Raw genomic sequence first — 24,485 nt, 5'->3', positions numbered from 1 at the left:
TATGTGTCTCTTTTATTGATTTTTAAGAATTTCATTACCTAATTTTTCGATATTTTTCAATGCTTCTTCAACGCTAACTTCTCCAATTACAGCTTTGTTTAACTGGCTTCTATATACTTCTTCTTCAACTTTTACCCACTCTTTTATAGGTGTGGAAATACTTGGATATTTCAACCCTTCAATAAATACTAAAAATTCAGGATGTTTCTTGAAGTAGTCTGTATCTTCCATATCTTTTCTAACTGGTACTCTAAATGGATAGTAATTTCCATCATCTGCTTTTTCACCTTTCATTAACATTTCTTGACCTTTTTTACTTCCTAAAAACTCTATCAACTTCTTACTAGCTTCTAATTTTTCACCTTCAACTCCAACAGGTATTGTTAACATATAAGGTCCTATATCAGCTGCTCTTCCAGCTGGCCCAGCAGGTACTGGTGCTGCTGACACTTCAAATGGCTTTCCATTTTTCCAAATATCTGTTATTCCCCAAGGGCCTTGGAATTCCATAGCAATTACTTGATTTCTAAAGTCAGCCATAACATCTCCACCTGCTTTATTACCTGTATCTGGTGGAGCACATTCTTTTATAAGTTTAATATAATATTCTAGCGCTTTCTTGCCCTCTGGTGAATTAATAGCTACCTTATACTCGCCATTTTCTTCTTTAACTAATTTCGCTCCAGCTTGATGAGCAAACATATTAAACAACCATGTAATATCATGATGTTGTTTACCTACTAGACCTATACCATATTGGTCAATTTTACCATCACCATCTTTGTCAATTGTTAATTTCTTCGCGTATTCATAAAGTTCTTCCCAAGTTTCAGGTGCTTTTGTTAATCCAGCTTTTTCAAATAATGTTTTGTTATAAACTAATTGAATAGTATGACCCATCCAAGGATAACCAAATAATTTACCATCAACTTCAGCTAAATTCCATAATTGTTCATAAAAGTTATCTTTATTCTTTGAAAAATCTTCTGTTAAATCAACAAAGGCACCTTGACTACCTAAAGCCTGCACATATCTGTATGGCACTTGAATTACTTCTGGAGCCTCTCCACTTAAAATCATAGTTAAAAGTTTTTGTTCCTCTTGGCTTCCTCCAAGAAGTTTTACTTTTATTCCAGGATTTTCTTTTTCAAATTCATCTAGTATTTCTCTTATTGCCATACCTCTTCCTGAATCTTCAGCCCAAACTATCTGCATTTTAATCTCTACAGGCTCATTAGCTTTAACATCTTGATTTTTAACATCATCAGCTGTCTTTTGACCTGAACATGCAGTTAAAGTGAAAATCATAGTTAAAACTAATAATAATGATAGTATTCTTTTCATAACCTTTCTCCTCTCTTTTTATTTTATAGCCAATTATAATTGGCTTAATTAACTTTGTCTATCGTTGTCATGATTAAAAAAAAGAACTAAGTCGAATTTCTAAGCACTAACCTCGGTTCTATAAGTACTCTTTTTGTGATCTTACACTTCTTATTTATTAACTCAAGCAAAATATTAATAGCTTGACTACCAAATTCTTCTTTCGGTTGATCTATTGATGATAGAGCTGGATAAACATATTCACATAACTGAATATTATCAATCCCTAATACTGCAATTTCATCTGGAATTGACAACCCACTCTCCTTTATTGCCTTATAAACTCCTAATGCTCGTTCATCCCCTGATACGAAGAATGCATCAGGTTTATTTTTTCTTAATATCTTGACTGTTTCTTTATATGCAATATCTAAACTACTTATATTAAATAATACAGACTGCTTAATATTAGTATTCCCTTTACAAGCATCTAAAAAACCTTTACTTCTTTCTTTATTAACGATAAAGTTTTCATCTCCTAGAAAAAAAACTATATTTTTATATCCTTTATCTATTAAATACTTTCCACCTATATATCCAGCTTTGTAATTATTTAAATCAACATAACAAGTATCTGAATAAGTAATATCTTTACCAATAATTACAAATGGGATTTCATTCTCTCTCAAATAATCAATTCTAATATCGTTTTTAATATTATCAAAAATAATCGCCCCATCTGCCATTCTGCTTTTCAATAGATAAAAACCATCTGTGTCATCGTCTAAACATCCTTCTGCAGAAGAAGGCGAAATAACTATTTTATATCCTCTCTGTTTTGACTGTTTAATTAACTCTTGTACAATCTCATTATGCCATATACTCCAATACCCACCACTATGCTTGTCTATAAAAACTATTATAGTTTTAGTTTCTTTCTGTCTAAGTCCTCTTGCAAGGATATTTACCTGATATCCTTGTTCTTTTATTACCTTTAATACTTTTTGTCTAGTTTCTTCTTTAACATTTTTACTGTTGTTTATCACTCTAGATACTGTCTTTACTGATACACCTGCAAGTTTTGCTATATCAGACATAGTAACATTTCTCATGTTTATTCCTCCAAATGACAACGTTGTCATTGTTAATTATAATACAGTCAATTAAATTTTGCAATAGTTTTTTAATTACTACAGATAAAAATGAGGGATAGACATCCCTCATTATAGCTTGTTGACAAAGTTAACCTTTTAAAAAATACATGAAAATAAAAGCTAATGCTTGAAAGAATTTAGTTTAAAAAACTTGGTGAAAATTTTTGAGAAAATCCGTAGGCTTAGCAGGACGCTAAGCCAGCATCCTACAAGACAGGACGTCTTGATTAGGTGCGTTAGGATTTTCTAAAAATTTAAGCCTTTAGTTTTTTCTAAATTCTTTCGCATGAGCGTTATTTTCATAAATATTTTATTTTGCCTACAGTCTAAAATGAGGGATAGACATCCCTCATCATAAGAATTGCTATCATTTCAATTTAATAACTATGTTAGACTTACTTGTTTCAATTTTGATAGCTCCACCTTACTTCCTTTATGCCATATTACTATATCATCACCGTAAAGTAATTTGTAAGTAATCAAATTTTCTTCAACCTTAACACTTATCTGTCTGTTCTTGTATTTTATCTTAAACTCATAGCTTTCCCATTTATCAGGTAAATATGGATTAAAATGTAACACACCATCGTATACCCTCATTCCAGCAAATCCATTTACAACACTTGCCCATGTTCCAGCCATACAAGCAGTGTGAATTCCTTCATGAGCATTATTATTATAATCATCTAAATCCATTCTAGCTGTTTGCATAAAATAATTATATGCTTGTTCTTTATATCCAATCTCTGAAGCAATAATACTAAATACACATGCTGAAAGTGATGAGTCATGTGTAGTTTTTGGTTCATAAAAATCATAATTTCTCCTTTTTAACTCAATATCAAATTCGTTTCCAAGCAAGAACATTAATAAAATAACGTCAGCCTGTTTACATATTTGATATCTCATAATATTTAGTTGATGCCAGTTTGTAACAAGCGGCGTTTCCTCAACAGGAATTGAATCTACATCATATGGTTCTTTATAAAGAAAACTATCATCTTGAGGATTTATTCCTAATCTTTCATCATAAGGTAAGTACATATTATCTGCCGCCTTCTTCCACTCTACAAGTTCTTCTTCTTTGAGATTAATCTTTTCCTTTAATTCCTCATATTTTTGTGGATATTTAGCCTTCAACAGTTCAGCTACATATACCCCATAATTCAAATTAAAACGTGCCATATAGTTAGTATAGCAATTATTATTAACACAAGGCTTATATTCATCTGGTCCTGTAACTTCATTAATACAGAATTTATTATCCCTAAGAGGTATATATCCTCCCCTATCAGCCCACATTCTTGCTGTTTCAAACACGATTTCTGCTCCATAATTTATTAGAAAGTCAATATCATCAGTTGCTTCAACATATTTATAGATAGCATAGGTTATATCAGCATCAATATGATATTGTGCAGTAGATGCTGGGAAGTATGAAGAAGCTTCTTCACCATTAATTGTTCTCCAAGGGAATAATGCCCCTTTACTTCTCATCTCTCTTGCTCTTTCACGTGCCTTATCTAATGTATTATATCTATACATTAGTAATGCTTTAGAAATTTCCGGTTTGCTGTATAAGAAAAATGGTAGTATATATATCTCTGAATCCCAGAAATAGTGACCTTCATATCCTTCACCCGTTAGACCTTTTGCCCCTATATTAGTAATACCATCTCTTCCAACAGATTGTAATAATTGAAAACTGTTAAATCTTATCCCTTGTTGTAAGGCTATATCTCCCTTTATCTTAATGTCAGCATCTTCCCAGAATCTAAGCAGATATTCTCTATGTTCATTATATAGATTGTCATACCCTATAGCCTTAGCCTTTAGAACCCCTTCTTTAGCATAATTCATGATTTCATTTTCAACTACATCTCTAGAAGTGTAGAAGTTTACATATTTGTCTAGAACATATGTCTGATTTCTTTTAGCTTTAAAAACTATTTTATTTCCAATCTTTTTGTCTTCCTCTATTTTTTCTAACGAATATTCTATATCTTCGCCTTTACAATAAAAATCATTATACATTGAACATCCTATAGTAAATTTTGTTCTATTAGTTTTCTGCTGAATGTATCCTAGTTTTCCATCTATCCACTTATCTATAACTATTAATGCTTGTTCTCTCAAGTTTTTATTTCTCACATCTCCATCTAATTCGGAAACAAAGGTAATCTCACCATCAAAATTTAATGGTTTTATCATAAATCTTATTGCAGCTAGATGTTTATTTGTAAGTGACACAAATCTTTCAATATTTACATATACTTCCTTACCTTTAGGACTTCTCCAAATAAGCTCCCTTGTAAGTTTTCCATTCCTCATATCAAGAGTACGACTGTAATCCTTAATTGAACCCTTTAACATATCGAATTTTTCATCATCAATCCAAAAGCTGATAAGTCTCCAATCAGTAACATTTATCATTGTTTGTCCCCAAAGAGGATACCCATAGTGGTACTCTCCATACATAATTGGCTCTGATTCATAAATTCCATTAATATAAGTACCCACTAGACTAGTTTTAGGGTCACCAGAATAACCTTCTTCTAAATTACCTCTTATACCTAAATAACCATTTCCTAATGAAAAAATAGTTTCACTTCTTTGATTTGTTTTCTCACTAAATTCTTTTTCTATGATTTTCCATTCATCGTATTCGTATATTGCTATTTTATTTTTATGAAACTCCCTCATAATTTGCCTCCTCTCCTAGATATTGAAGCTAATTCAATATTAATAATGCAACTTTGTCAACGTGTAATCGTTTACATATATTGGCAATAAAATAGAGCTATGGGCATATCTCAAGATATGCCCTCTTGTTACTTCTTAGCATCGGCTATAACTTTAGCATATTTATCAAGTGTTGCTTTTACATCTTTACCTTCAATTACAATTTCTCTAAACGCATCATTTAAAGCTTTATCAACTGTATCCCAATATGTTACATTTGGTCTAGGCTGTGAAACCTTAAGAGCTTCTTTAACTGCTTCAAAATAAGGTTTTTGCCACTCTTCAACTTTACCATACGCATCAGTTCTACATGAAGGCCAACCCATTTCTGTAACCAATATCTCTTGAGTTTCTTTACTCATTAAGAACTGCATAAATTTAACAGCTAATTCTTTATTAGGTGATCCTACTGGTATACCTATTACTTCCCCACCAAGAACTTTTGATTTCTTAACAGGTCCTGCAAACCCATCATGCGCTTTTATTTCCTTCTTGCCACCATCTCTTACAATTACATTAACTCCAAATGGCCAGTTAGCACCATAATATACAGACTCTGTTGCTAAGTATTTGTTCATAGTATTCCAATCTGCCTTTTTGCTGTCTGGCGACAAGTATGGCCATAATTCTTTTAAGAAAGTATATGCCTTAATTGAACCTTCATCGTTTAATACTAGTGGATCTCCACCAGCTTGTCTTATGAATTCAAACAATTGTACAGTTGTATTTCCATCTAATGTTCCTTTTATAGCCACTCTACCAATGCCTTCTTTTTCTTTTAAAGTTTTTGCAACCTCTAATAGTTCATCCCAATTAGTTGGTGGCTTAATTCCATATTCATTAAATTTCTTTTCATTGTAGAAGTTAATTTCTACATTTGGTCTATATGGCATGAAATATAACTTTCCATTAAATTCTCCAACTGGTATTAACGCTTTAATAACATTTTCAGGTATCATGTTTCTGTATTCACTTAAATCTTCTACTAATCCTTTCTCTACAAGTTGTGCTAATTGCATATTGTCTTGAGTAATAATATCAATTTCCATCTTACCAGCTTTGTGCATAGCTTCTAGCTTAGTAATAAGGTCTGCAGCTTCAATTTGTACAGCTTCAATTTTAACATTGTTTTCTTTTTCAAATATTGGGAATACCTTATTTTTCATTACTTCCCACTCTGACTCTCCTAGAGCCATACTTACTCTAAGTACTTTCTGTTCTTCATTCGCTTTCTCTGTGCCTGCACATCCAGCTAATGTTATAAAAGCAAGCACAGTAATAATGAGTAATGCTAACATTTTTCTAGCCTTCATAAAAAATCCTCCCCTTACTTTATTTTTATTTGATTGCTCCTCCAAGGTAATCTGATCTTAGATACCTTTGAAGAGCATAAGTGATAACAGCTACAGGAATGGTTAGTATTGTTGCATATGTTGCAGTTTGAAAGAAACCACCTCTATTAACATAATAGTAAACTTGTAAAGGTAAAGTATTTTCAGACAGCGATAAATATAATGCATAAGTAAATTCATTCCATGAATTTAGCCATACAAATAAAGTCGCTACTGCAATTCCAGGAGCTGCGTTTGGTATTACTATACTCATAAGAGCTCTCAATCTTGAGGCTCCATCTATCATTGCACTTTTTTCTAAATCGACAGGTATAACCTCAAAGGTACCTACAAGTATCCATGTAATAAAGGGTAATTGTTCAATCAAGTGAGCCAACACAAGACCAATATAGGTATCCATAAGATTCCATTTTAAGAACTTTACAGCTATCGGTAAAGCTATACCCACATTTGGAAACATCCTAGTGAAAAAAAGCCCTAATATTACAATGTACTTAACTTTTTTAGGCAATCTTGAAATTACATATGAAGCAGGTGTTGCTATGATTATTGCAAATATCGCAGTTATTGTTGCTACCGTAAAACTTTTTCTAAAAGCTGGCCATAATTTACCAGAGGTTAGCACCTTTATCCAATGATCCCAAGTAAAATTCCTAATTAAAAATGTTGGATGTTGTGTAAGTACATCTACTGGCTCACTAATTGATACTTTGACCAAGATATATACAGGTATTAACATTATCAATGAAAAAAATATAAGAAGGGGGAAAAAAGATATATCAATAAATTTTCCAAATCTATCTTTTTTAACTGAACTCATCATGCTAATCCCTCACCTTTATCGACAAATTTTAGATATAATAATACAAATATCAATATAATAACAAGTAAAATAGTAGAAACAGCTCCAGACACATTAGGATTATTATAAACTCTATATTCTTCAAACGCATATGTTGCTAATACAGGAACTGTTTTTCCTGCTAATATCATTGGAAGCTCAAAAATTCTAAACAAGTCAACGGACCTTAGGATTACAGCCATTGTAATAGATGGTTTAAGTAAAGGTAGTGTTATATTTTTAAATGTTTGCCATTTGGAAGCTCCATCTATTTGCGCTGCCTCATATACATTTAAAGGTATCGATTCTAATCCAGCCAGTAATAATAAAGTTACTATAGGGGTTACCTTCCACATATCGCCAAATGCTATCATGAGTATTGTTCTTATACCACCACTTGCCCAATCAATAGGTACAAACCTGTACGTCTCAGCAATTAATCCAATATATTTCAAGCCTTCAGTAATCCTGTATAATAACTCATTAAAATAACCTTGAGTATCAAATATATATAGTAAAGCTACACCCGAAACTAAAGTAGGTACCCCCATAGGTGTCAAGATTATTGCTCTAAATATTCCTTTGGTTTTGAACTCTTTTTTAAGCATAAGTGCAAGTATTAAACCAGCTGTAAGCTGCATTATAAGCCCCAAAATAGATATCACAAAAGTGTTAACAAAAGCCTTCCTAAAGTCTTCTCTCTCAAATAAATATTTGTAATTTTCTAAACTTAAGCTGCCAGTTATTGGATTTGTAAAACCCATCTTAATAGTTTGTAATACTGGTATTAACGTGAAATAAAAGATATATAAAGCAAGAGGTAGAATTAACAGTATTTCTAGATGATATTTTTTAATGAACCTTTTCACCACATAACCTCCTTTATGTAATCGTTTACATACGCTTTAAAAAAATTTCAGCAGCTTTCTCTAACTATAAGTTTATGTTCCAAAATTATTTTATAAGAATCAATCTTCTCCTTATTTAAAATCTTAGTTAAAAGTCTCATCCCTATTGCACCCATATCATATAAAGGCTGTGCAATAGTAGTAAGTGAAGGAAATGTCATTTCTGATATATTTATATCATCAAAACCTACTACACCTAAATCTTCTGGTACTCTTATTTTCATCTCAAATGCAGCTCTTATAACACCTAAAGCCATTTCATCACTAGCCGCAAAAATCGCATCAGGTCTATCAGGCAATTTTAATAATTTTTTTGCTTCCTTGTAGCCTGATTTGAATCTATAATCGCCTTCACATACATACTCTCTATTAAGGGATAATCCTCCTTCTGTAAGAGCTTTTACAAACCCATTAAATCTTGGCAGACCAGCATTTGGGTCGTCCATCGGTCCACCTATGAAGGCTATTTTTTTATATCCCTTTTTAATAATATATTTGACAGCATCTTCTGAAGCTTTCATATTATTTATAGTTACTGATGGCATGTCCTCATAATCAGTAGAAATTAAAACAACATCTATTCCCGTTTTTTTGATTTTTTCAGCTAAAGTATCAGTAATTGTATTACTCATAAATATTATTCCATCAGTCTGTTTCTCTGCTAGTACATCTAGATATTTTTCTTCTTTATCTCTATCTAAATCGGTATTGCAAAGTATTATGTTGTAGTTATAAAGATTTGCAATATCCTCTATCCCTCTTACAACTTCAGGAAAAAAATGACTTGATATATCTGGTATCATTATTCCTATAGTCCTAGTATTTTTAACTTTTAAGCTCCTTGCAATTGCATTTGGTTTATAACCTGTCCTCTCTATTGCTTCCATGACCTTTTTTTTAGTTTCTTCACTCACATATCCACTTTTATTTAAAACTCTTGAAACAGTTGCCACAGAAACACCTGATAATTTCGCTACATCTTTTATACTCACACTCATTTCCATCACCTTATGTAATCGTTTACAGTTTTACATAAGTTATTTTATCAACAAATCTATTTGGTGTCAATATTATTCTGAAAATTTCTTATTACATTATAAAACTCTAGTCACAATGAACACGACTAGAGTTAATTTAGCTTTTCATCCCTATTGTTGAAATACCTTTTAGAACAAAATCTTCGATTTAAATAAATTAAGGAAGATTTTGCCCATATCAATAAACGGAAATTATATTTAAAATTATCCATAATTTAATAAGGTATATAATTTCCTATGGATTATAAAAAAATATACATATTATCTTCTATATATCAACTCCTTATTTTTGTTAACTTTCAATTTCTCATCATAAATTCTAATAACAAAATCTTTTGTACTTGTCACTCTAACTTCAGTTTGCGTAACAACAACTTTCACTTTAGATTCATGCCAAACAATGTTAAAAGTTAATTTATCCCAATGTTCTGGTATCCATGGGTTCAAGCAAAGGCACTGTTCTTTGTCTACATGTAATCCTCCAAATCCAAACACCACACTTTGCCATGAACCACCAGTAGATGCAGCATGTAGTCCAAATCCTGCATTACCTTGATTATCTTCTAAATCTGTTAATATAGTTTTCATAAAATATTTATAGGCATTGTGTGTATCCCCAACTGTAAGTCCCATTATTGAGTACATTGATGGACTTAATGAAGACTTATGCATTGTTCTTTTTTCGTAGTATTCATAGTTGATTCTTTTTGTTTCTTTATCAAATTCGTTCCCCAACAACAACATCAACATAACAACATCAGGCTGCTTAATTAATTGGGTTTGTCCTAGTTTATACCCTTGTAAATCAGGCCATAAAGGCATGCCATTTTCATCATATTGTGTAATTTCAATATCTTTTAAGTCAAAATACCCTTCAAACTGCTCAATTAGTTTGCCATCTTCTGAATATGGTATATAAATCTTATCCTTTACTACTTTCCATTCTTTAAAATCTTCTTCCTTAATATCTAATTTATTAAGTAAATCTTCATAGACCTTAATATCTTCTCTTTTTAACCATTCAACAAGTTCTAGTGTTTTTTCAATATTCCATTTAGCTAAGTAATTTGTGTAAAAATTATTATTTACGTGTTCATGAAATTCGTCTGGACCTATTACTCTATTTATTTCATATCGGTCCATATCCACGTTATATTCTACTCTACTTATCCAGAACTTTGCTGTTTCAAGAAGAATTTCCATACCATAATTAATTAAAAAGTCTTTGTCTTTTGTAGCTCTATAGTATTCCCAAATACCAAACGCGATATCTGAGTTAATATGGAACTCCTCATCACCAGTCCAAATTCTTACAGGGTTCCCATCATAATCTACTCCCCACTTAGGAGTTACTTCTAAACCATCATCAGCTGACTCCCATGGAAATTGAGCACCTTCGTAACCGTTAAGTTTTGCATTTTTTCTAGCTCCATCTAAAGTATTATATCTATACATTAATAAGTTTCTTGCAATTTCTGGTTGAGTATATATGAAGAATGGAAGCATGAAAATCTCAGTATCCCAGAAAATATGACCTTTATAACCCTCACCATGCAGTGCCTTAGCCGCAATACTTACTCTATCATCTTGGTCATATGCTGATGAAGATAACTGAAATATGTTAAATCTAATCCCTAATTGAGCTTGGTCATCTCCTTTTATTTCAATATCGATCTTATCCCAAATCTCTTGCCAAGCTTTAACATGAGCTTTTATTTCATTTTCCAACCCCTGCTCATAAAAGTTTTTTATTTCATTTGTCAAAATATTTATCAAATTATCATCTGTATCTCTTGATGTATAAGTTGTACCAAATTTTTGTAGTGTATATTCTTTCCCTTTTTCTACTCTTAACTCCAAAAGTTCTCTTACTTTTTCACCAAAAACTCCATACTTTCTATTCTTTAAAATTGTATCATCTAGTACCTTAATAACTGTTCCCTCTATTATTTCTATACCTTGGTCCATTGTACGTGTTTCTAATGCTATACCAGGATTAAGATCATATCTTTCTTTAACCATAATGTGTTTAACTTTATCAACTGGATGATAATTACCATTAGTTACAGTACCATCAATTACATTTTCAACGTAAATTTTACCTGAATAATTAATAGGTGTTATTTTATATTCAACACCCCATCTGTGAACATTTTTTTTGCTTACAAATCTTTTTGCACATATTTTTGTAATTTTTCCTTTCGAAGTCTTTATTTCAACATCAGTATAAAGAATACCATCCTTCATATCTAAATATCTTTTAAAATTTAGAATTTCGCATCTGCCAATATCCAGCAACTCATCGTCAACATATAAATTAAAGACTAGAGGATTCTGGCTGTTAACAATTTCAATAACCTGAGCATCAGATTTATCAAAAACTCCTGCAATAAAATTACCACAAAAACCATAGTTAGAAAACTCTAACCAACCTCTAAGCCCTCTGTACCCATTAGCTAATGTAAATATAGTTTCGTACTTTGGGCTATCTTTTACATCATAATCATTCTGTTCGATGAACCACAGTTTTTTCTCCATACCATACCTCCGGAAATAATTTTCGTAAACGTTTTTGGTTGTTTTATTATATAACAAACATTCCTGTTTGACAACAACAAAAATAATTTTCTTATAAACTAGATCTGTACCTAAATTTCACAAAAGTACACATAACTCTTTAATATCAAAATCGTTTCTGATATAATAAGATAAGATTTTATAAAAAGGAGGAATTTTTATGGTTAAAATTAAGGCTTGTATATTCGATTTAGATGGTGTAATTGTTGATACTGCAAAATATCACTACTTAGCTTGGAAAAGACTTGCTAACGAGCTTGGCTTTGATTTCACTGAAAAAGATAATGAGAAATTAAAAGGCGTTAGCAGGATGGAATCGCTTGAGATACTTCTTAATATAGGTAATATCAAAGTTGATGATGAAATGAAATTAAAGTTGGCTGAAAAGAAAAATAACTGGTACAGAGAATTAATATCAAAAATGGATGAATCAGAAATACTACCAGGAGTTAAAGAGTTTATTAATGAACTAAAAAATTCAAATATCAAGGTTGCAATAGGATCTTCAAGTAAAAATACTATGACTATCTTAAATAGTATCAAAATGGTTGATTACTTTGATGCTATCATCGATGGTAATAAAATAACTAAAGCAAAACCAGACCCTGAAGTATTCCTTTTAGGTGCAGAAGCTTTAGATGTTAAGCCTAATGAATGTGTTGTATTCGAAGATGCAAAAGCAGGTATTGAAGCAGCTAAAAAAGCAGGAATGTATGCTATAGGAATTGGTTCTGAGGAAGTTCTAAAAGAAGCAGATAAAGTTATACCTGACACTAATAGTTTAACAATCGATATTATCAATTTTTAAAGAACTAAAGCCCTTTGAGACTCATCATATGTCAAAGGGCTTTAAACATTCTTATTTCTAGTAGATTCCCTTAAAACTAGTTCTGGTTCTATCACTATCTGGTTTATTTGCTGTCCATTTATTATATTAATTAGAAGTGTAGCAGCTGAAGCTCCTAGCTTATAAGTATCTTGCCTTATTGTTGAAAGCTTAGGACTTATATAAGAACTTAGTTCAATATCATCAAAACCAATAACTTCAACTTCTTCTGGTATTTTTTTACCCATCTCTTTCAATTCAGAAATTGCACCTATTGCCATAAGGTCACTAGCAGCAAAAACAGCTGTTATATCATCATGTTCATTAAACAGCTTTCTAATCCCTTCTCTACCACTTTTTTCAGTAAAATCACCAAAATAAATCAATGTCTTATCTATAGGAATTTCATTCTTCATTAAAGATAAATAATATCCATCCAATCTTTGAAGACTTACATATGCGTTTTCATGACCATTAATAAACGCAATTTTTCTATGTCCATTACGAATAAAATAACCCATTGCTAAGCTTGTTCCTTTAATATTGTCAGTTCCTACAAAACCTACTTTACCTTTGTTTATAGGAATATCAAATAAAACGCATGGTATATCACCTTTAAGAACTTGTTTATAAAATTCATCACTTAATTTAAGTCCCATCAGAAATATCCCATCTAAATGATTGTCTTTAACTATTTTAGGCAATTTATTTTTATTATTCTTTGTTAAATTAGGAAGAAAAACAACTTCATAACCTTGTTTAGAAGCATATTCCTTAAAACCCATAATTATTTTGTAAAGGAAAGAATAATTTGGTTTTTCTACATCATAATCTTCTATGCCAATAGCTATTCTTCTACTATTAGAAGTTCTTATTCCTCTAGCCAAAAGACTTGGACTATATCCTATCTCGTCAGCTATCTTCAATATCTTCTTTCTTGTTTCAGGTTTAATATCACTATAATCATTAAAGGCTCTAGATACTGTACTAATTGATACGCCTGCTTTTTTTGCAACATCTTTTATTGTTACATTTCTTACTTTTCCCATATAACCACATCCTTCTATCTTTAAAATAGATATAACTAATCTAAATCGATTTTGTATAATTTTACTATAATTTTTTCATCAATGCAAATTCATGCAAAAAAAGAGAGTTTTCACTCTCTTTCTTTCGGTTTACTTCCTGTAGCTCCTGCACTTATTAAATTTTTAGTTCCTGGTATAGTTTGCGATTTAATTTTTTCACTTCTAGACTCTTTAAGTTTAAATTTTAGCTCTGGAATATCTTCTACTGCACCTAGATCTGCAAATTTCCACTCAATTTGCTGTATATTATCCTTCCTTATCATATAACCACCTCATTGTTAGTATTTGATGCTGGAAAAATAATATACAGCGTAAGTATTAAATTAAAATTTGTTTGTAAGTAAATACATTTTTAATTTTATGAAATCTTTTTCATCTTATTTGAAAAATAATTGATCGCTCCAGCTGTAATTATAAGAAAAGCACCTATCAAACTAAAAATATCAGGTATTTCAAACCAAATTACAATTCCCAACAACATAGAAAAAACAATATTCATATAAGTATAAATTGAAAGCTCACCTGCAGGAGCAAATCTGTATGCATTAGTCATTAGAAATTGTGCAGTTGTAGCAAATACTCCTAATAAAATCAGTTTTATCATATCATTTAAAGTCGGTAAAACAAAATACCCTGAAGCCATAATAGGTATCATAGTTAATGTTGAAAATAATGTAAAATAAAAAACTATAATTTCCGGTGAATCTGTATGCCTCAAGTGCCTTATCGTTGTATAAGCAGCACCTGCAAAAAATGCAGATAAAAGCCCTATAAAAGCTGGTATAATAGTATAACTAAATTGTGGTTTAATAACAAAAGCAGCTCCAATTAAAGCAACTATCAAAGATATCATTTGCATTTTATTAAACTTTTCTTTTAGAAAAATCGCTGATAATATGATTACAAAAAAAGGTGACAATTTATTGAGTATTACTGCATCTGCTAAAGGAATTTTTGATAAAGCAAAAAAATAACAAGCTACACCTAATAATCCAAATATACTTCTTAAAAATAACAATTTCTTGTTATTTCCTGATACTTTCTTACCTTTCTTTAAAATAATATATGTTGAAACAATAATACCAAGTAAATTTCTAAAGAAAATTTTTTCTGCCACCGGAATATTATCTAATGATTTTACTGTAGCTGCCATTAATGCAAAAAATAATGATGATAATAGAATTAATATTATACCTATCTTTCTGCGTTCCATAAAAAACCTCCTTACTTAAACTAATCATATTTTATAATCTATTCATATATATTTCAACCAACCTATATAATTTATGAACAAAATCTTCAATTTAAATAAATTAAAAGGAAGATATTTCAGGCTCCTTGGCAACTACCTAGACTTTCACTAGTAAGCAAATTACAGCTTTGCTGGACACGCTCCTATAAATTAATGCAGTTTATAATTTCCTATGGATTATAAAAAATTAAATTTACTATGGCGTTTTGTGGATTTATATAATAAAATAGTATATATAACCAATTTAAGGGGGATTTCAATGTACGATAATTTTCTTGGCTACAGTAAAAAAAGTTTTAAACAAATTTTTTCAAAACCTATCCTATTTATTCCAATAATTATACAAATTACAATTACTATTTTTTTAGCTTTGTGGATTTTATCAATAAAAAATGTAATTATTAGTAACTCTAATTACATAATGGCAAAAACCACCATAGTAATAATATTGTTTGCTTTAATTAACTTATTTTTAGAAACAGGTAAAATGTACATGATTAAACAGTCACTAGTAAAAGGAGATACATCTATTAATGATATTTTAATTGGTGCAAGAAAATTCTTTGTAAGAGCATTTTTAGGCTCCTTAGCGATTTTCGCCTTAATCTTTGCCTTAGGTTTAATATTGATTATACCAATGATTATATTGATTACAACTGGATTAAAAATAATATCTGTTATAATAGCATCCATAGCAATAATTGTTTTTTTAATTTTCATAAGTATGTGGGAAGTTATTATGATATATGAAGATTGTAATATTTTTGATGCTCTAAACAAAAGTATGCATTTTGCAAAAAAACATTTTGGTATAATTTTACTCATTGAAATTTTGAAAAATATTTTTACTAGTAATAATAAAAACTTAAAATTTAGAAGCTCTGACAGATTTTCATTTAAAAATACTAAAACAATCAATCTTCCATACTTTTTCAACAGCACAAATATTAAACCTGCTATACTAATTTTAGGTATATTAATAACTACTATATTCGAATTATTTTTTGATGTACTTATGTTTGAATTATATATTGATCGCAGAGATAGTATCGAACAAATATAAAGAGTAGACGAATCGTCTACTCTTTTTAAAAAACTATCTATTTTTATCTCTCAGCCCATAATCTTTCAGCAGTTTTAGCCCATTTTTCTGCAATATCTTCACATTTTTTTGTTAATTCATCAACAGGTTCTTTATCTATAGGTTGTGTAGAATGTGCTTTAGAATTATGAACCATTTGTCTTAACTTTTCAGGATTATCAAGCAAAGGACATGGTCTTAGATGATTCTTATTAAAAGGTTGATTCTTCTTATATTCCATAAATATTGGTGATTTCAATGCTTCTAATAATGAAACATCTTTTATATTAACATTTGAATAATGTATAAAAGCACAAGGTTCAACATCTCCATTAGCATTTATGTGGAAGTAATTTCTTCCTCCAGCTATACATCCATTTACAAACTCTCCATCATTCCAGAAATCAAGTATAAATATCGGTTTTTTCTCTCGCATCTTACGTACAAATTGATACATATATTCTCTTTGATCTGGTCTAGCAACTAAATCTAATGCAGCATCTTTTCCAAGAGGCATATATGTAAAATACCATCCAAATGTACATCCTTTCTCAATCATTAAATCTAAATATTTTTCTGAACCAACAACATCTACATTTTTACTATGATAACAAGTTGAAAAGCCAAAAACTATTCCTTCTTCTTTTAATAAATCCATTGCTTTCATAACTTTTTTAAACGTACCTTTACCTCTTCTCATATCAGTTTCATCTTCAAAACCCTCAACGCTTATAGCCAAAGCAAAATTTCCTACTCTTGATAATTCTTTTACAAATTTTTCATCAACTAATGTTGCATTTGTAAAAGCTAAGAACATACAATCATTATGCTTTTCTGCTATTTCAATTAAATCATCTTTTCTGACTAATGGCTCTCCTCCAGAATATATATACATATATATACCTAATTCTTTGCCTTCTGTTATAATTCTATCTAGTAACTCATTTGATAATGAATCTTTTTTATTATAGTTAGAAGCCCAGCATCCTATACAATTTAAGTTACATTTCGCTGTTGGGTCCATTAAAATAGCCCAAGGAATATTAATATCTAGCTCCTTTCTAAAATTGTCTGCTATAGGTATACCTACTAATCCAGAATTAATAAAAAAGTTAATCAACGTCTTCTTTCTTACTTCAGGATTAATTTCGGTAAAAACTCTCCTTATTAGCATATTCCAGTTATTATCTGGATCCTCACATATTTTTCTTAAAGATTTTATACTTTGTTTATGATTTTCTTTTTTTGCTATTTTATCTGCCCAATCTAATATTTTTGATAAATTCTCCATAGGATTTTTTTCAATATAGTTCAATCCTTCTTTTAATACTACTGTGCTTAATAATTTTTTAGCCATCTTCACAAAGACCTCCCCCTTTTATTAATAGATTTTAAATATTTTTTAATTTAATACTAATCTATTATATTTTATATAAACATATGTGTTTATTTCGTCATATATGTCAATAATAGAGTAAAAAAAAATTATACCTTTAAGCCATCAATTAATATGTTTATAGAATTAAGATGGCTCTTTGGATTATAATCTTTTTCAAAAGCAATATGAAATAACGAAGATTCAACTAACCCATATAGTACTTTCGACATAGTATCCTTATCTACATTCTTTATCTCTTTTGATTCAATAGCTTCATGTAATATATTTCTAAATGTATTTCTTAGTTCTAGTGCATGTTCACGCACCTTTTCTAATATTTCACTATTTTCCCTTTCAAGAATAAGCCAAAAATCAACAAGTAGATACATATTTTTAGTATTGCTATGATATAACACAAGTTTTTCTATAATCTCTTTAAGCTTATCTATAAAACTAGAATCTTTTTTCTCCAAAGTTTTTCTTATATCACTCTTTATTGTATCAACAATACTCTTAATCACATAATGGAATATTTCTTCTTTATTGCTAAAATACTGATATAATGTAGTTCTACCCATTCCACATCGACTAGCTATCTCTGAAAGATTAGTATTGTAGTATCCTTTCATAATAAAAACACTTATAGCCTTTTCAACAATTTCTTTTTTCTTTTTCTCATAATCAACTATTTTTGGCACGTTTCCCCCTCCACTATTACTCTTTACTATAATTATATCACTCTCGACACTAGTGTCAATAAAAAATATAAACTAACTTAGAACAAAATCTTCGATTTAAATAAATTAAGGAAGATTTTGCCCTAATCCATTACGAAAATTATATTTAAAATTATTCACAATTCAATGTAGTTTATAACGACTCTGGCATGTAAACATGCCAAACGAAGTTTCAATAAAATCAACATTAAATTTTTAAAATATAAGATTTTATTATAATTTCCTATGGATTATAAAAAAATGCAGAGAATATTTACTCTGCATTTTCATGAGAACTTATCTCAATTATTTCCATTTTTTCAATAGCATCTTCAACTAAACTTTCAATATCAAGAGATGCTTCTGATTTTTCAATATCTTCTAAATTCGGTCTAGTTACTGGATGTTTTGGTAAAAACACAGTACAGCAATCCTCATATGGTAAAATAGATGTTTCATAAGTTCCTATATCCATAGCAATTTCAGTAATTTCTACCTTATCCATACCAATCAAAGGTCTGAATACAGGTCTTTTTACTACCGAATTGGTTACATTAAGACTTTTTATCGTCTGACTTGCAACTTGCCCTAAACTTTCACCTGTAATAAGCGCATCTATTCCCTCTTTTTCAGCAATTCTTTCTGCTATTCGCATCATAAATCTTCTTGATATAATAGTCATTTCATCTTCTGGGCATTTTTCATTTATTTCTCTTTGTATAGGCAATATGTTTACACTATAGAGCTTCATATTACCACAGTATTCAGCTAGTAGACTAGCTAATTTTTTAACTTTTTCTTCTGCTCGCTCGCTTGTAAATGGATAACTATGAAAATGAACCGCATCTATTGAAACTCCTCTTTTTGCTATCATAAATCCTGCAACTGGACTGTCTATTCCTCCAGATAACAATAAAAGTGCTTTACCATTAGTACCTACTGGCAATCCTCCATAACCTCTTATCTTATCTGTATATATATAACAATAATCTCTAATATCTACCTTTACTAATAAATCAGGATTATTAACATCTACTTTTAATACTTTCAATTCTCTTAATATTGCAGCTCCAATTTTTCTGGCAACATCCATCGATTTTATTGGAAATTTTTTATCTGCTCTTTTCACTTGAACTTTAAATGTTTTAACTTCTTTATATGCAACAGTCTGCTTAACAGCCTCTATAGCTTTTTTAATCATTTTTTCCATGTCTTTTTCAACTCTATATCCTGGACTTATATAAACTATACCAAAAACTTTTTTAAGTTTTTCAACTATCTCATCTATATTTTCATCATCTGTAATAACATATATTTTCCCTTGATCTCTATAGACCTTAGGTTCACCCAATCCTTTTATAGAATACTTAATTTGATTCAATAATTTCTTTTCAAAATATGACCTATTTAAGCCTTTTAAGGCAATCTCTCCAAAACTTATACTCACTATTCTTTGCAAATTTCATCACCTCATTGTAATTTTTCTTATGTCTCTAACTGACTTTTCAAGCTTATCAATCACATACTCAATTTCTTCCTTTGTATTATAAAAAGCAAAACTAAATCTTATAGCTCCATCAATTTCTTTTTCTTTTAAACCTATACTTTTAAGCACATGACTCCTTCCCTTTTTATGCGAAGAACATGCAGAACCTGTAGATACAAATATACCATCTTCTTCTAAATAATGCAATAATACTTCACCTTTAACTCCAATAAACGATATATTTACTATATGCGGAGCACATCTATCATCAGTATAGCTATTTATCTTGATATTATCAATTCTTTCTATAACTTTATCAATAAAATATTTTTTAATCTCTAATATATGATTTTTTTCATTTTCAAAATTATTTTTTATAATTTCGACAGCCTTACCCAGTCCTACAATCCCTGGTGTATTTTCTGTTCCTGACCTTAAACCTTTTTCTTGATTGCCACCAAAAATAATCGGTTCTAAAATAGTACCATTTTTAATATACAGCCCACCTACACCTTTTGGTCCGTGAATTTTGTGCCCACTAAAAGAAAAAGTATCTACTCCTAAATTTTTAAGCTGTACATCTATTTTACCAAAAGCCTGTACTCCATCTACATGCAGTTTTACATTCTTATTTTTCTTTTTAATTATTTCAATTACTTCTTTAATAGGCTGTATTGTTCCTATCTCATTATTAACCATCATAATAGATACTAAAATTGTTTTATCATTTATACTGTTTTCAAGCTGCTTTAAATCGACAATACCCTTTTCATTAACATCTAAGTATGTAACTTCAAATCCTTTATCTTCATAGTGTTTAAATATGTTTAATACCGATGGATGTTCAATTTTAGTAGTTACAATATGATTTCCTCGCTTTGCATGTTTTTTTATCAATCCATGTATAGCTATGTTATTGCTTTCTGTTCCACCTGAAGTAAAAAAGATTTCTTTGCTGTCTACTCCTAAAAATTTACTAATTATCTTTCTTGATTTTTCTATTTCCTTTTCTGCTTCTAACCCTTTTCTATGCAAAGATGATGGATTTCCATATACACTTTTTAACATATATATCATAGCATCAATAACTTCATCTCTTGGTTTTGTCGTAGCACTATTGTCTAAGTAAACTTCCATTTAAATCACCTCATTTATCATAAGTTATCACTAACATATACTATATCCATATTATATATAAATATATTTTAATTTAAAAGGAAAAAGAGTTATTTGAAAAAAATCTGCTAAAAAATACAAGTTTGTCAACAATATGTTTATCATATACTAATTTTTTAAAAAATTTTTTAAAAAATATTGCGCATTTTGTCGGATTTTGTTACAATTTAGATAGTTATCCCCCTGGTAACCTCAATTACCTCTATTCCCATTTATTATTTTGTGCTAAAAGGCTCTAATTATAGAGCCTTTTTGCTTTATCTTTCATTGTCTTAAGCAATGTTTTTTTCTTGTAATAAATACATTTTTCATATATACCTAGGATCCTTTCATAATCTTTTTCCTCTTTTTTATTTTTTCTTTTTTTCCTGTCAACAGTATAATTCAATCTAAAAACCATAATAACCAATCCTTTTCTGTTTTTTCTATAAATATGAGTTAAGAACAAAATCTTCGTTTTAAATAAATTATAAGGTAGATTTTGCCCATATCCATTACGGAAATTACATTTGAAATTATCCACAATTCAATGTAGTTTATAACGACTCTGGCATGTAAACATGCCAGACGAAGTTTCAATAAAATCAACATTAAATTTTTAAAATATAAGATTTTATTATAATTTCCTATGGATTATAAAAAACTTTATATAAATACTATTATTAAAATTTGATTTTATGCTTTATTTTTCAATAATGTAAAATTATTAATGTTCTATAATCTTATTAAATAAACAACTTTTTATGATTTGTAGAACTACTATATGGTAAAATAATAATGTCATTATATTTTTGAGGGGGACTGTAAAATGAAAAAAAAAGTTGCAGTTATTTTTACTGGCGGTACTATTTCAATGAAAATTGATCCTCGTATTGATGCTGCAATCCCTGCATTATCAAGCGAAGAAATTTTAGCCATGGTTACAAATATTGAAAAATTTGCTGAAATTGAAATTATAAACTTTGCTAAACTTCCTGGACCACATATGACTCCAGATAAAATGATTGAATTAGCAAAGCTAGTTAAAGAAACAATAAAAAGAGATGATATAACAGGTGTTGTAATTACTCATGGAACGGATACTTTAGAAGAAACTGCATATTTACTGGATTTAACAATAAAATCTGAAAAACCAATCATAGTTGTTGGAGCTATGAGAAATGGTTCTGAATTAGGTTACGATGGCCCAAGTAATTTGTCAGCTTCAATATGTACGGCTATATCTGAAAAAGCTAAAGGTAGAGGCGTTCTTGTAGTCATGAATAATGAAGTTAATGCTGCAAGTGAAGTAACAAAAACAAACACACTTTCATTGAACACTTTTAAATCACCAGAATTTGGACCTTTAGGAATTGTAGACAATGATGAAGTAATATTCTATAGAGATATAGTAAATCATGAACATATTGAAACCGATTCAATTGAACCTAAAGTAGCTCTAATAAAATGTGCTGCTGGTATGGATGATGACATTATTAATTTTTGTATTGAAACGGGATATAAAGGGATAGTCATTGAAGCTTTAGGTAGAGGAAATGTTCCACCAGGCATGGTAAATGGTATTAAGAAAGCCATAGAAAACGATATCCCAGTTGTTATTGTATCAAGATGTCCAACTGGTAGAGTTCTGGATACTTATGGATATCCTGGTGCTGGTAAAACACTTAGACAATTAGGTGCTATATTTGGCGACAACCTTCCAGGTCAAAAAGCTAGAATTAAGCTGATGTTAGCTTTAAGCGTAACTAAGGATATAAATAAGATAAAAGAAATATTTGAAAAAGACATATATAAATAGGGCATTTATATTGCCCTATTTCATTTTTATTATTCTAAGTCTATTTATAGCAGCTGCAACTTCGTAAGGACGAGGTATGGCCAAATTTCCTGCAGGACTTCCTGTATAAGGAGAAATAATATCTAAACCCTTTTCTTCAATGTCTTTATATAATTTTTTAATAATATCTGTTAAAGGAGTTTTATCATTTATGTACTTATCCTTAATAAATTTAATAATATTTGCTATTGCCTCAGTCTGACTTGAATCTACAAGCTGTTCTACAAAAGATAAATCTATTACAGTTTTCCCATACATAATTTTATCTATGCCTTTTACTTTGATTTTCTCTTTTCCTTTTATTTCTAAACTCTTTTTGATAGGAATTCTATTTTTTATTTTTCCAAATTCCCCACTTACCTCTATCTTCCTTAAACTTCTATACTCTTCACTAATCTTTTTTGCCTTATCTGTTACATCTTTAGGTTCATAATTTTCCATCATAATTACACAATCTGCAACATCAAAATAATCTCCTGAGCCTCCAACTACTAGTATTGTAGAAATGTTCATCTTCTCGTATAATTGTCTGACCCTATCAATAAAAGGAGTTATAGGTTCTTTTTCCTTTGAAACTAAGCTTTGCATTCTTCCATCTCTTATCATAAAATTAGTTGCACTAGTATCTTCATCTAATAATAGCAAACTAGTTCCTACTTCTAATGCTTCCATTATATTAGCAGCTTGAGAAGTACTTCCACTAGCGTTTTCAGTCGTAAAATCTTCTGTTGTTAAACCAAAAGGTAAATTGCTGATAAATGGTGATATATCTACATTTTCAATTTTTCTTCCGTCTTCAGCTCTAATTTTAACAGCATCTTCTATTGTAAGTACGAATTCTCTTCCATCCCCTGGTATATGATTATATACTCCTCTTTCAATAGCTTTTAATAGAGTAGATTTTCCGTGATAACCTCCTCCTACAATTAATGTTACACCACGTTTTATTCCCATCCCCTTAATATGACCCCTATTGGGCAAATTAAACTCTACTTCTAAAGACTTTGGTGATTTGAAAGGAATAACTTTTCTACCCTTCATAGGTCTATCACTTATACCACTTTCTCTTGGTAGGATTGAATCATTAGCTACAAAAGCTATCAGTCCTCTCTTTCTCATTTCTTCTCTCAAAAATACTTGGTCTTCTATAAGATTCACATAATCAACCATCAAAGTCTTATTAAAATTATCATATATTAAAGAGTTTTCAACTATTTTAGGTATCTCATTAAATAACATTTCTATTGCAATTTTTGCAAGTATTTTTCTTCCTCTTGCAGGAAGTCCAACAAAAAACCTTATTTCTATATAATTTTCATTTACCTTAGCTGCCGTTCTTTCTAATATTTCCTGTCCTCCAACATCTATATGTATGAGGCCACTTTTTCCAGTTCCTCTAATCCCCTTTGAATTGCTTTTAATTTCTTTATGAAAACTCCTTATCAAAAAATCTTCTAAAGCTATTTTTTTATACTTAGTATCGAAATATTTCTTAGGTATCTTAGCTTTTTCAATAGAAATTCTTACTCTCATTCTACTAGGTGAAGCAAATGGATCACCTTGCACATAATCTATATAAAGTATAAAATCATTAAAATCATATTCACCTTGTATTTCTTTATATAATTTATAGCCTTTATTATCTAACTGATTTAACTTTTTTCTTAAAAACTCCTTACTCCTCATGTAAACGCCTCCTGTTTAATTTTGC

Annotated in this window: 20 protein-coding genes; 3 read left to right on the top strand and 17 right to left on the bottom strand. The window is 29.9% G+C overall.

Annotation, left to right across the window (positions count from 1 at the left end):
• Positions 1-12 precede the first annotated feature (12 nt).
• From AB4Y15_RS10530 to AB4Y15_RS10495, 8 genes are all read right to left on the bottom strand, one after another.
• Positions 13-1,344: an ABC transporter substrate-binding protein gene (locus tag AB4Y15_RS10530; protein WP_427340312.1), complete on the bottom strand. Its 1,332-nt coding sequence runs from the start codon at positions 1,342-1,344 to the stop codon at positions 13-15.
• Positions 1,345-1,430: 86 nt separating this feature from the next.
• Positions 1,431-2,435 (bottom strand): LacI family DNA-binding transcriptional regulator, encoded by a 1,005-nt coding sequence (locus AB4Y15_RS10525; RefSeq protein ID WP_427340311.1) that lies wholly within the window; start codon positions 2,433-2,435, stop codon positions 1,431-1,433.
• A 426-nt stretch (positions 2,436-2,861) separates the two neighbouring features.
• The gene (locus AB4Y15_RS10520; protein ID WP_427340310.1) at positions 2,862-5,180 is read right to left on the bottom strand and encodes a glycoside hydrolase family 65 protein; all 2,319 of its coding nucleotides are present in this window, start codon (positions 5,178-5,180) and stop codon (positions 2,862-2,864) included.
• 128 nt (positions 5,181-5,308) lie between these two features.
• Positions 5,309-6,532, bottom strand: a complete 1,224-nt coding sequence (locus AB4Y15_RS10515) for a sugar ABC transporter substrate-binding protein (protein WP_427340309.1) — start codon at positions 6,530-6,532, stop codon at positions 5,309-5,311.
• A 25-nt stretch (positions 6,533-6,557) separates the two neighbouring features.
• Entirely contained in the window at positions 6,558-7,394 is an 837-nt protein-coding gene (locus AB4Y15_RS10510; RefSeq protein WP_427340308.1) for a carbohydrate ABC transporter permease, read from the bottom strand.
• Entirely contained in the window at positions 7,391-8,281 is an 891-nt protein-coding gene (locus tag AB4Y15_RS10505) for a carbohydrate ABC transporter permease (protein ID WP_427340307.1), read from the bottom strand. Before AB4Y15_RS10505 ends, AB4Y15_RS10510 begins: the two co-directional genes overlap by 4 nt.
• Before the next feature lie 47 nt (positions 8,282-8,328).
• Positions 8,329-9,318, bottom strand: a complete 990-nt coding sequence (locus tag AB4Y15_RS10500) for a LacI family DNA-binding transcriptional regulator (protein ID WP_427340306.1) — start codon at positions 9,316-9,318, stop codon at positions 8,329-8,331.
• A gap of 300 nt (positions 9,319-9,618) precedes the next feature.
• The gene (locus AB4Y15_RS10495; protein WP_427340305.1) at positions 9,619-11,895 is read right to left on the bottom strand and encodes a glycoside hydrolase family 65 protein; all 2,277 of its coding nucleotides are present in this window, start codon (positions 11,893-11,895) and stop codon (positions 9,619-9,621) included.
• Positions 11,896-12,094: 199 nt separating this feature from the next.
• Here AB4Y15_RS10495 and pgmB point away from each other — a divergent pair, with 199 nt between their 5' ends.
• A complete protein-coding gene (gene pgmB / locus AB4Y15_RS10490) occupies positions 12,095-12,742 on the top strand; it encodes a beta-phosphoglucomutase (RefSeq protein WP_427340304.1) in 648 nt (215 codons plus the stop codon).
• Positions 12,743-12,783: 41 nt separating this feature from the next.
• On the opposite strand, the gene AB4Y15_RS10485 is transcribed toward pgmB, so the two are convergent.
• The 3 genes from AB4Y15_RS10485 to AB4Y15_RS10475 all read right to left on the bottom strand — a co-directional run bounded on the left by AB4Y15_RS10485 (position 12,784) and on the right by AB4Y15_RS10475 (position 15,061).
• On the bottom strand, positions 12,784-13,809 hold the full coding sequence (locus AB4Y15_RS10485; RefSeq protein WP_427340303.1) for a LacI family DNA-binding transcriptional regulator: 1,026 nt from the start codon (positions 13,807-13,809) through the stop codon (positions 12,784-12,786).
• A gap of 110 nt (positions 13,810-13,919) precedes the next feature.
• Positions 13,920-14,111 (bottom strand): hypothetical protein, encoded by a 192-nt coding sequence (locus tag AB4Y15_RS10480; RefSeq protein ID WP_427340302.1) that lies wholly within the window; start codon positions 14,109-14,111, stop codon positions 13,920-13,922.
• Positions 14,112-14,206: 95 nt separating this feature from the next.
• Positions 14,207-15,061, bottom strand: a complete 855-nt coding sequence (locus tag AB4Y15_RS10475) for a DMT family transporter (protein ID WP_427340301.1) — start codon at positions 15,059-15,061, stop codon at positions 14,207-14,209.
• Positions 15,062-15,359: 298 nt separating this feature from the next.
• Here AB4Y15_RS10475 and AB4Y15_RS10470 point away from each other — a divergent pair, with 298 nt between their 5' ends.
• Positions 15,360-16,163, top strand: a complete 804-nt coding sequence (locus AB4Y15_RS10470; protein ID WP_427340300.1) for a hypothetical protein — start codon at positions 15,360-15,362, stop codon at positions 16,161-16,163.
• A 43-nt stretch (positions 16,164-16,206) separates the two neighbouring features.
• Here AB4Y15_RS10470 and AB4Y15_RS10465 read toward each other — a convergent pair whose 3' ends face one another.
• From AB4Y15_RS10465 to AB4Y15_RS10445, 5 genes are all read right to left on the bottom strand, one after another.
• Entirely contained in the window at positions 16,207-17,538 is a 1,332-nt protein-coding gene (locus AB4Y15_RS10465) for a radical SAM/SPASM domain-containing protein (protein WP_427340329.1), read from the bottom strand.
• Between the two features lie 128 nt (positions 17,539-17,666).
• Positions 17,667-18,257, bottom strand: a complete 591-nt coding sequence (locus tag AB4Y15_RS10460; RefSeq protein ID WP_427340299.1) for a TetR/AcrR family transcriptional regulator — start codon at positions 18,255-18,257, stop codon at positions 17,667-17,669.
• Positions 18,258-18,549: 292 nt separating this feature from the next.
• The gene (gene thiI, locus AB4Y15_RS10455; RefSeq protein ID WP_427340298.1) at positions 18,550-19,734 is read right to left on the bottom strand and encodes a tRNA uracil 4-sulfurtransferase ThiI; all 1,185 of its coding nucleotides are present in this window, start codon (positions 19,732-19,734) and stop codon (positions 18,550-18,552) included.
• A gap of 6 nt (positions 19,735-19,740) precedes the next feature.
• Complete coding sequence (locus tag AB4Y15_RS10450) at positions 19,741-20,898, bottom strand: cysteine desulfurase family protein (RefSeq protein WP_427340297.1); 1,158 nt, start codon at positions 20,896-20,898, stop codon at positions 19,741-19,743.
• 274 nt (positions 20,899-21,172) lie between these two features.
• Positions 21,173-21,325 (bottom strand): hypothetical protein, encoded by a 153-nt coding sequence (locus AB4Y15_RS10445; protein WP_427340296.1) that lies wholly within the window; start codon positions 21,323-21,325, stop codon positions 21,173-21,175.
• A 420-nt stretch (positions 21,326-21,745) separates the two neighbouring features.
• Between AB4Y15_RS10445 and AB4Y15_RS10440 the strand changes: the two genes are divergently transcribed.
• Entirely contained in the window at positions 21,746-22,735 is a 990-nt protein-coding gene (locus AB4Y15_RS10440; RefSeq protein WP_427340295.1) for an asparaginase, read from the top strand.
• A gap of 15 nt (positions 22,736-22,750) precedes the next feature.
• On the opposite strand, the gene AB4Y15_RS10435 is transcribed toward AB4Y15_RS10440, so the two are convergent.
• Positions 22,751-24,460: an ABC-ATPase domain-containing protein gene (locus tag AB4Y15_RS10435; protein ID WP_427340294.1), complete on the bottom strand. Its 1,710-nt coding sequence runs from the start codon at positions 24,458-24,460 to the stop codon at positions 22,751-22,753.
• Positions 24,461-24,485 lie beyond the last annotated feature (25 nt).

The sequence above is a fragment of the Caloranaerobacter longqiensis genome (assembly GCF_050286925.1).
Taxonomy (GTDB): Bacteria; Bacillota; Clostridia; order Tissierellales; family Thermohalobacteraceae; genus Caloranaerobacter.
The sequence above is the reverse complement of the archived record's forward strand: the minus strand, read 5'-3'. Positions and strand labels throughout refer to the sequence as shown.

What these genes read in the sequence shown, in the direction of transcription:
- AB4Y15_RS10435 (WP_427340294.1), bottom strand. Translation starts at nt 24,460, where the DNA reads ATGAGGAGTAAGGAGTTTTTAAGAAAAAAGTTAAATCAGTTAGATAAT.
- AB4Y15_RS10485 (WP_427340303.1), bottom strand. Translation starts at nt 13,809, where the DNA reads ATGGGAAAAGTAAGAAATGTAACAATAAAAGATGTTGCAAAAAAAGCA.
- AB4Y15_RS10525 (WP_427340311.1), bottom strand. Translation starts at nt 2,435, where the DNA reads ATGAGAAATGTTACTATGTCTGATATAGCAAAACTTGCAGGTGTATCA.
- AB4Y15_RS10500 (WP_427340306.1), bottom strand. Translation starts at nt 9,318, where the DNA reads ATGAGTGTGAGTATAAAAGATGTAGCGAAATTATCAGGTGTTTCTGTG.
- AB4Y15_RS10515 (WP_427340309.1), bottom strand. Translation starts at nt 6,532, where the DNA reads ATGAAGGCTAGAAAAATGTTAGCATTACTCATTATTACTGTGCTTGCT.
- pgmB (WP_427340304.1), top strand. Translation starts at nt 12,095, where the DNA reads ATGGTTAAAATTAAGGCTTGTATATTCGATTTAGATGGTGTAATTGTT.
- AB4Y15_RS10475 (WP_427340301.1), bottom strand. Translation starts at nt 15,061, where the DNA reads ATGGAACGCAGAAAGATAGGTATAATATTAATTCTATTATCATCATTA.
- AB4Y15_RS10530 (WP_427340312.1), bottom strand. Translation starts at nt 1,344, where the DNA reads ATGAAAAGAATACTATCATTATTATTAGTTTTAACTATGATTTTCACT.
- AB4Y15_RS10510 (WP_427340308.1), bottom strand. Translation starts at nt 7,394, where the DNA reads ATGATGAGTTCAGTTAAAAAAGATAGATTTGGAAAATTTATTGATATA.
- AB4Y15_RS10470 (WP_427340300.1), top strand. Translation starts at nt 15,360, where the DNA reads ATGTACGATAATTTTCTTGGCTACAGTAAAAAAAGTTTTAAACAAATT.
- AB4Y15_RS10520 (WP_427340310.1), bottom strand. Translation starts at nt 5,180, where the DNA reads ATGAGGGAGTTTCATAAAAATAAAATAGCAATATACGAATACGATGAA.
- AB4Y15_RS10480 (WP_427340302.1), bottom strand. Translation starts at nt 14,111, where the DNA reads ATGATAAGGAAGGATAATATACAGCAAATTGAGTGGAAATTTGCAGAT.
- AB4Y15_RS10450 (WP_427340297.1), bottom strand. Translation starts at nt 20,898, where the DNA reads ATGGAAGTTTACTTAGACAATAGTGCTACGACAAAACCAAGAGATGAA.
- AB4Y15_RS10495 (WP_427340305.1), bottom strand. Translation starts at nt 11,895, where the DNA reads ATGGAGAAAAAACTGTGGTTCATCGAACAGAATGATTATGATGTAAAA.
- AB4Y15_RS10440 (WP_427340295.1), top strand. Translation starts at nt 21,746, where the DNA reads ATGAAAAAAAAAGTTGCAGTTATTTTTACTGGCGGTACTATTTCAATG.
- AB4Y15_RS10465 (WP_427340329.1), bottom strand. Translation starts at nt 17,538, where the DNA reads ATGGCTAAAAAATTATTAAGCACAGTAGTATTAAAAGAAGGATTGAAC.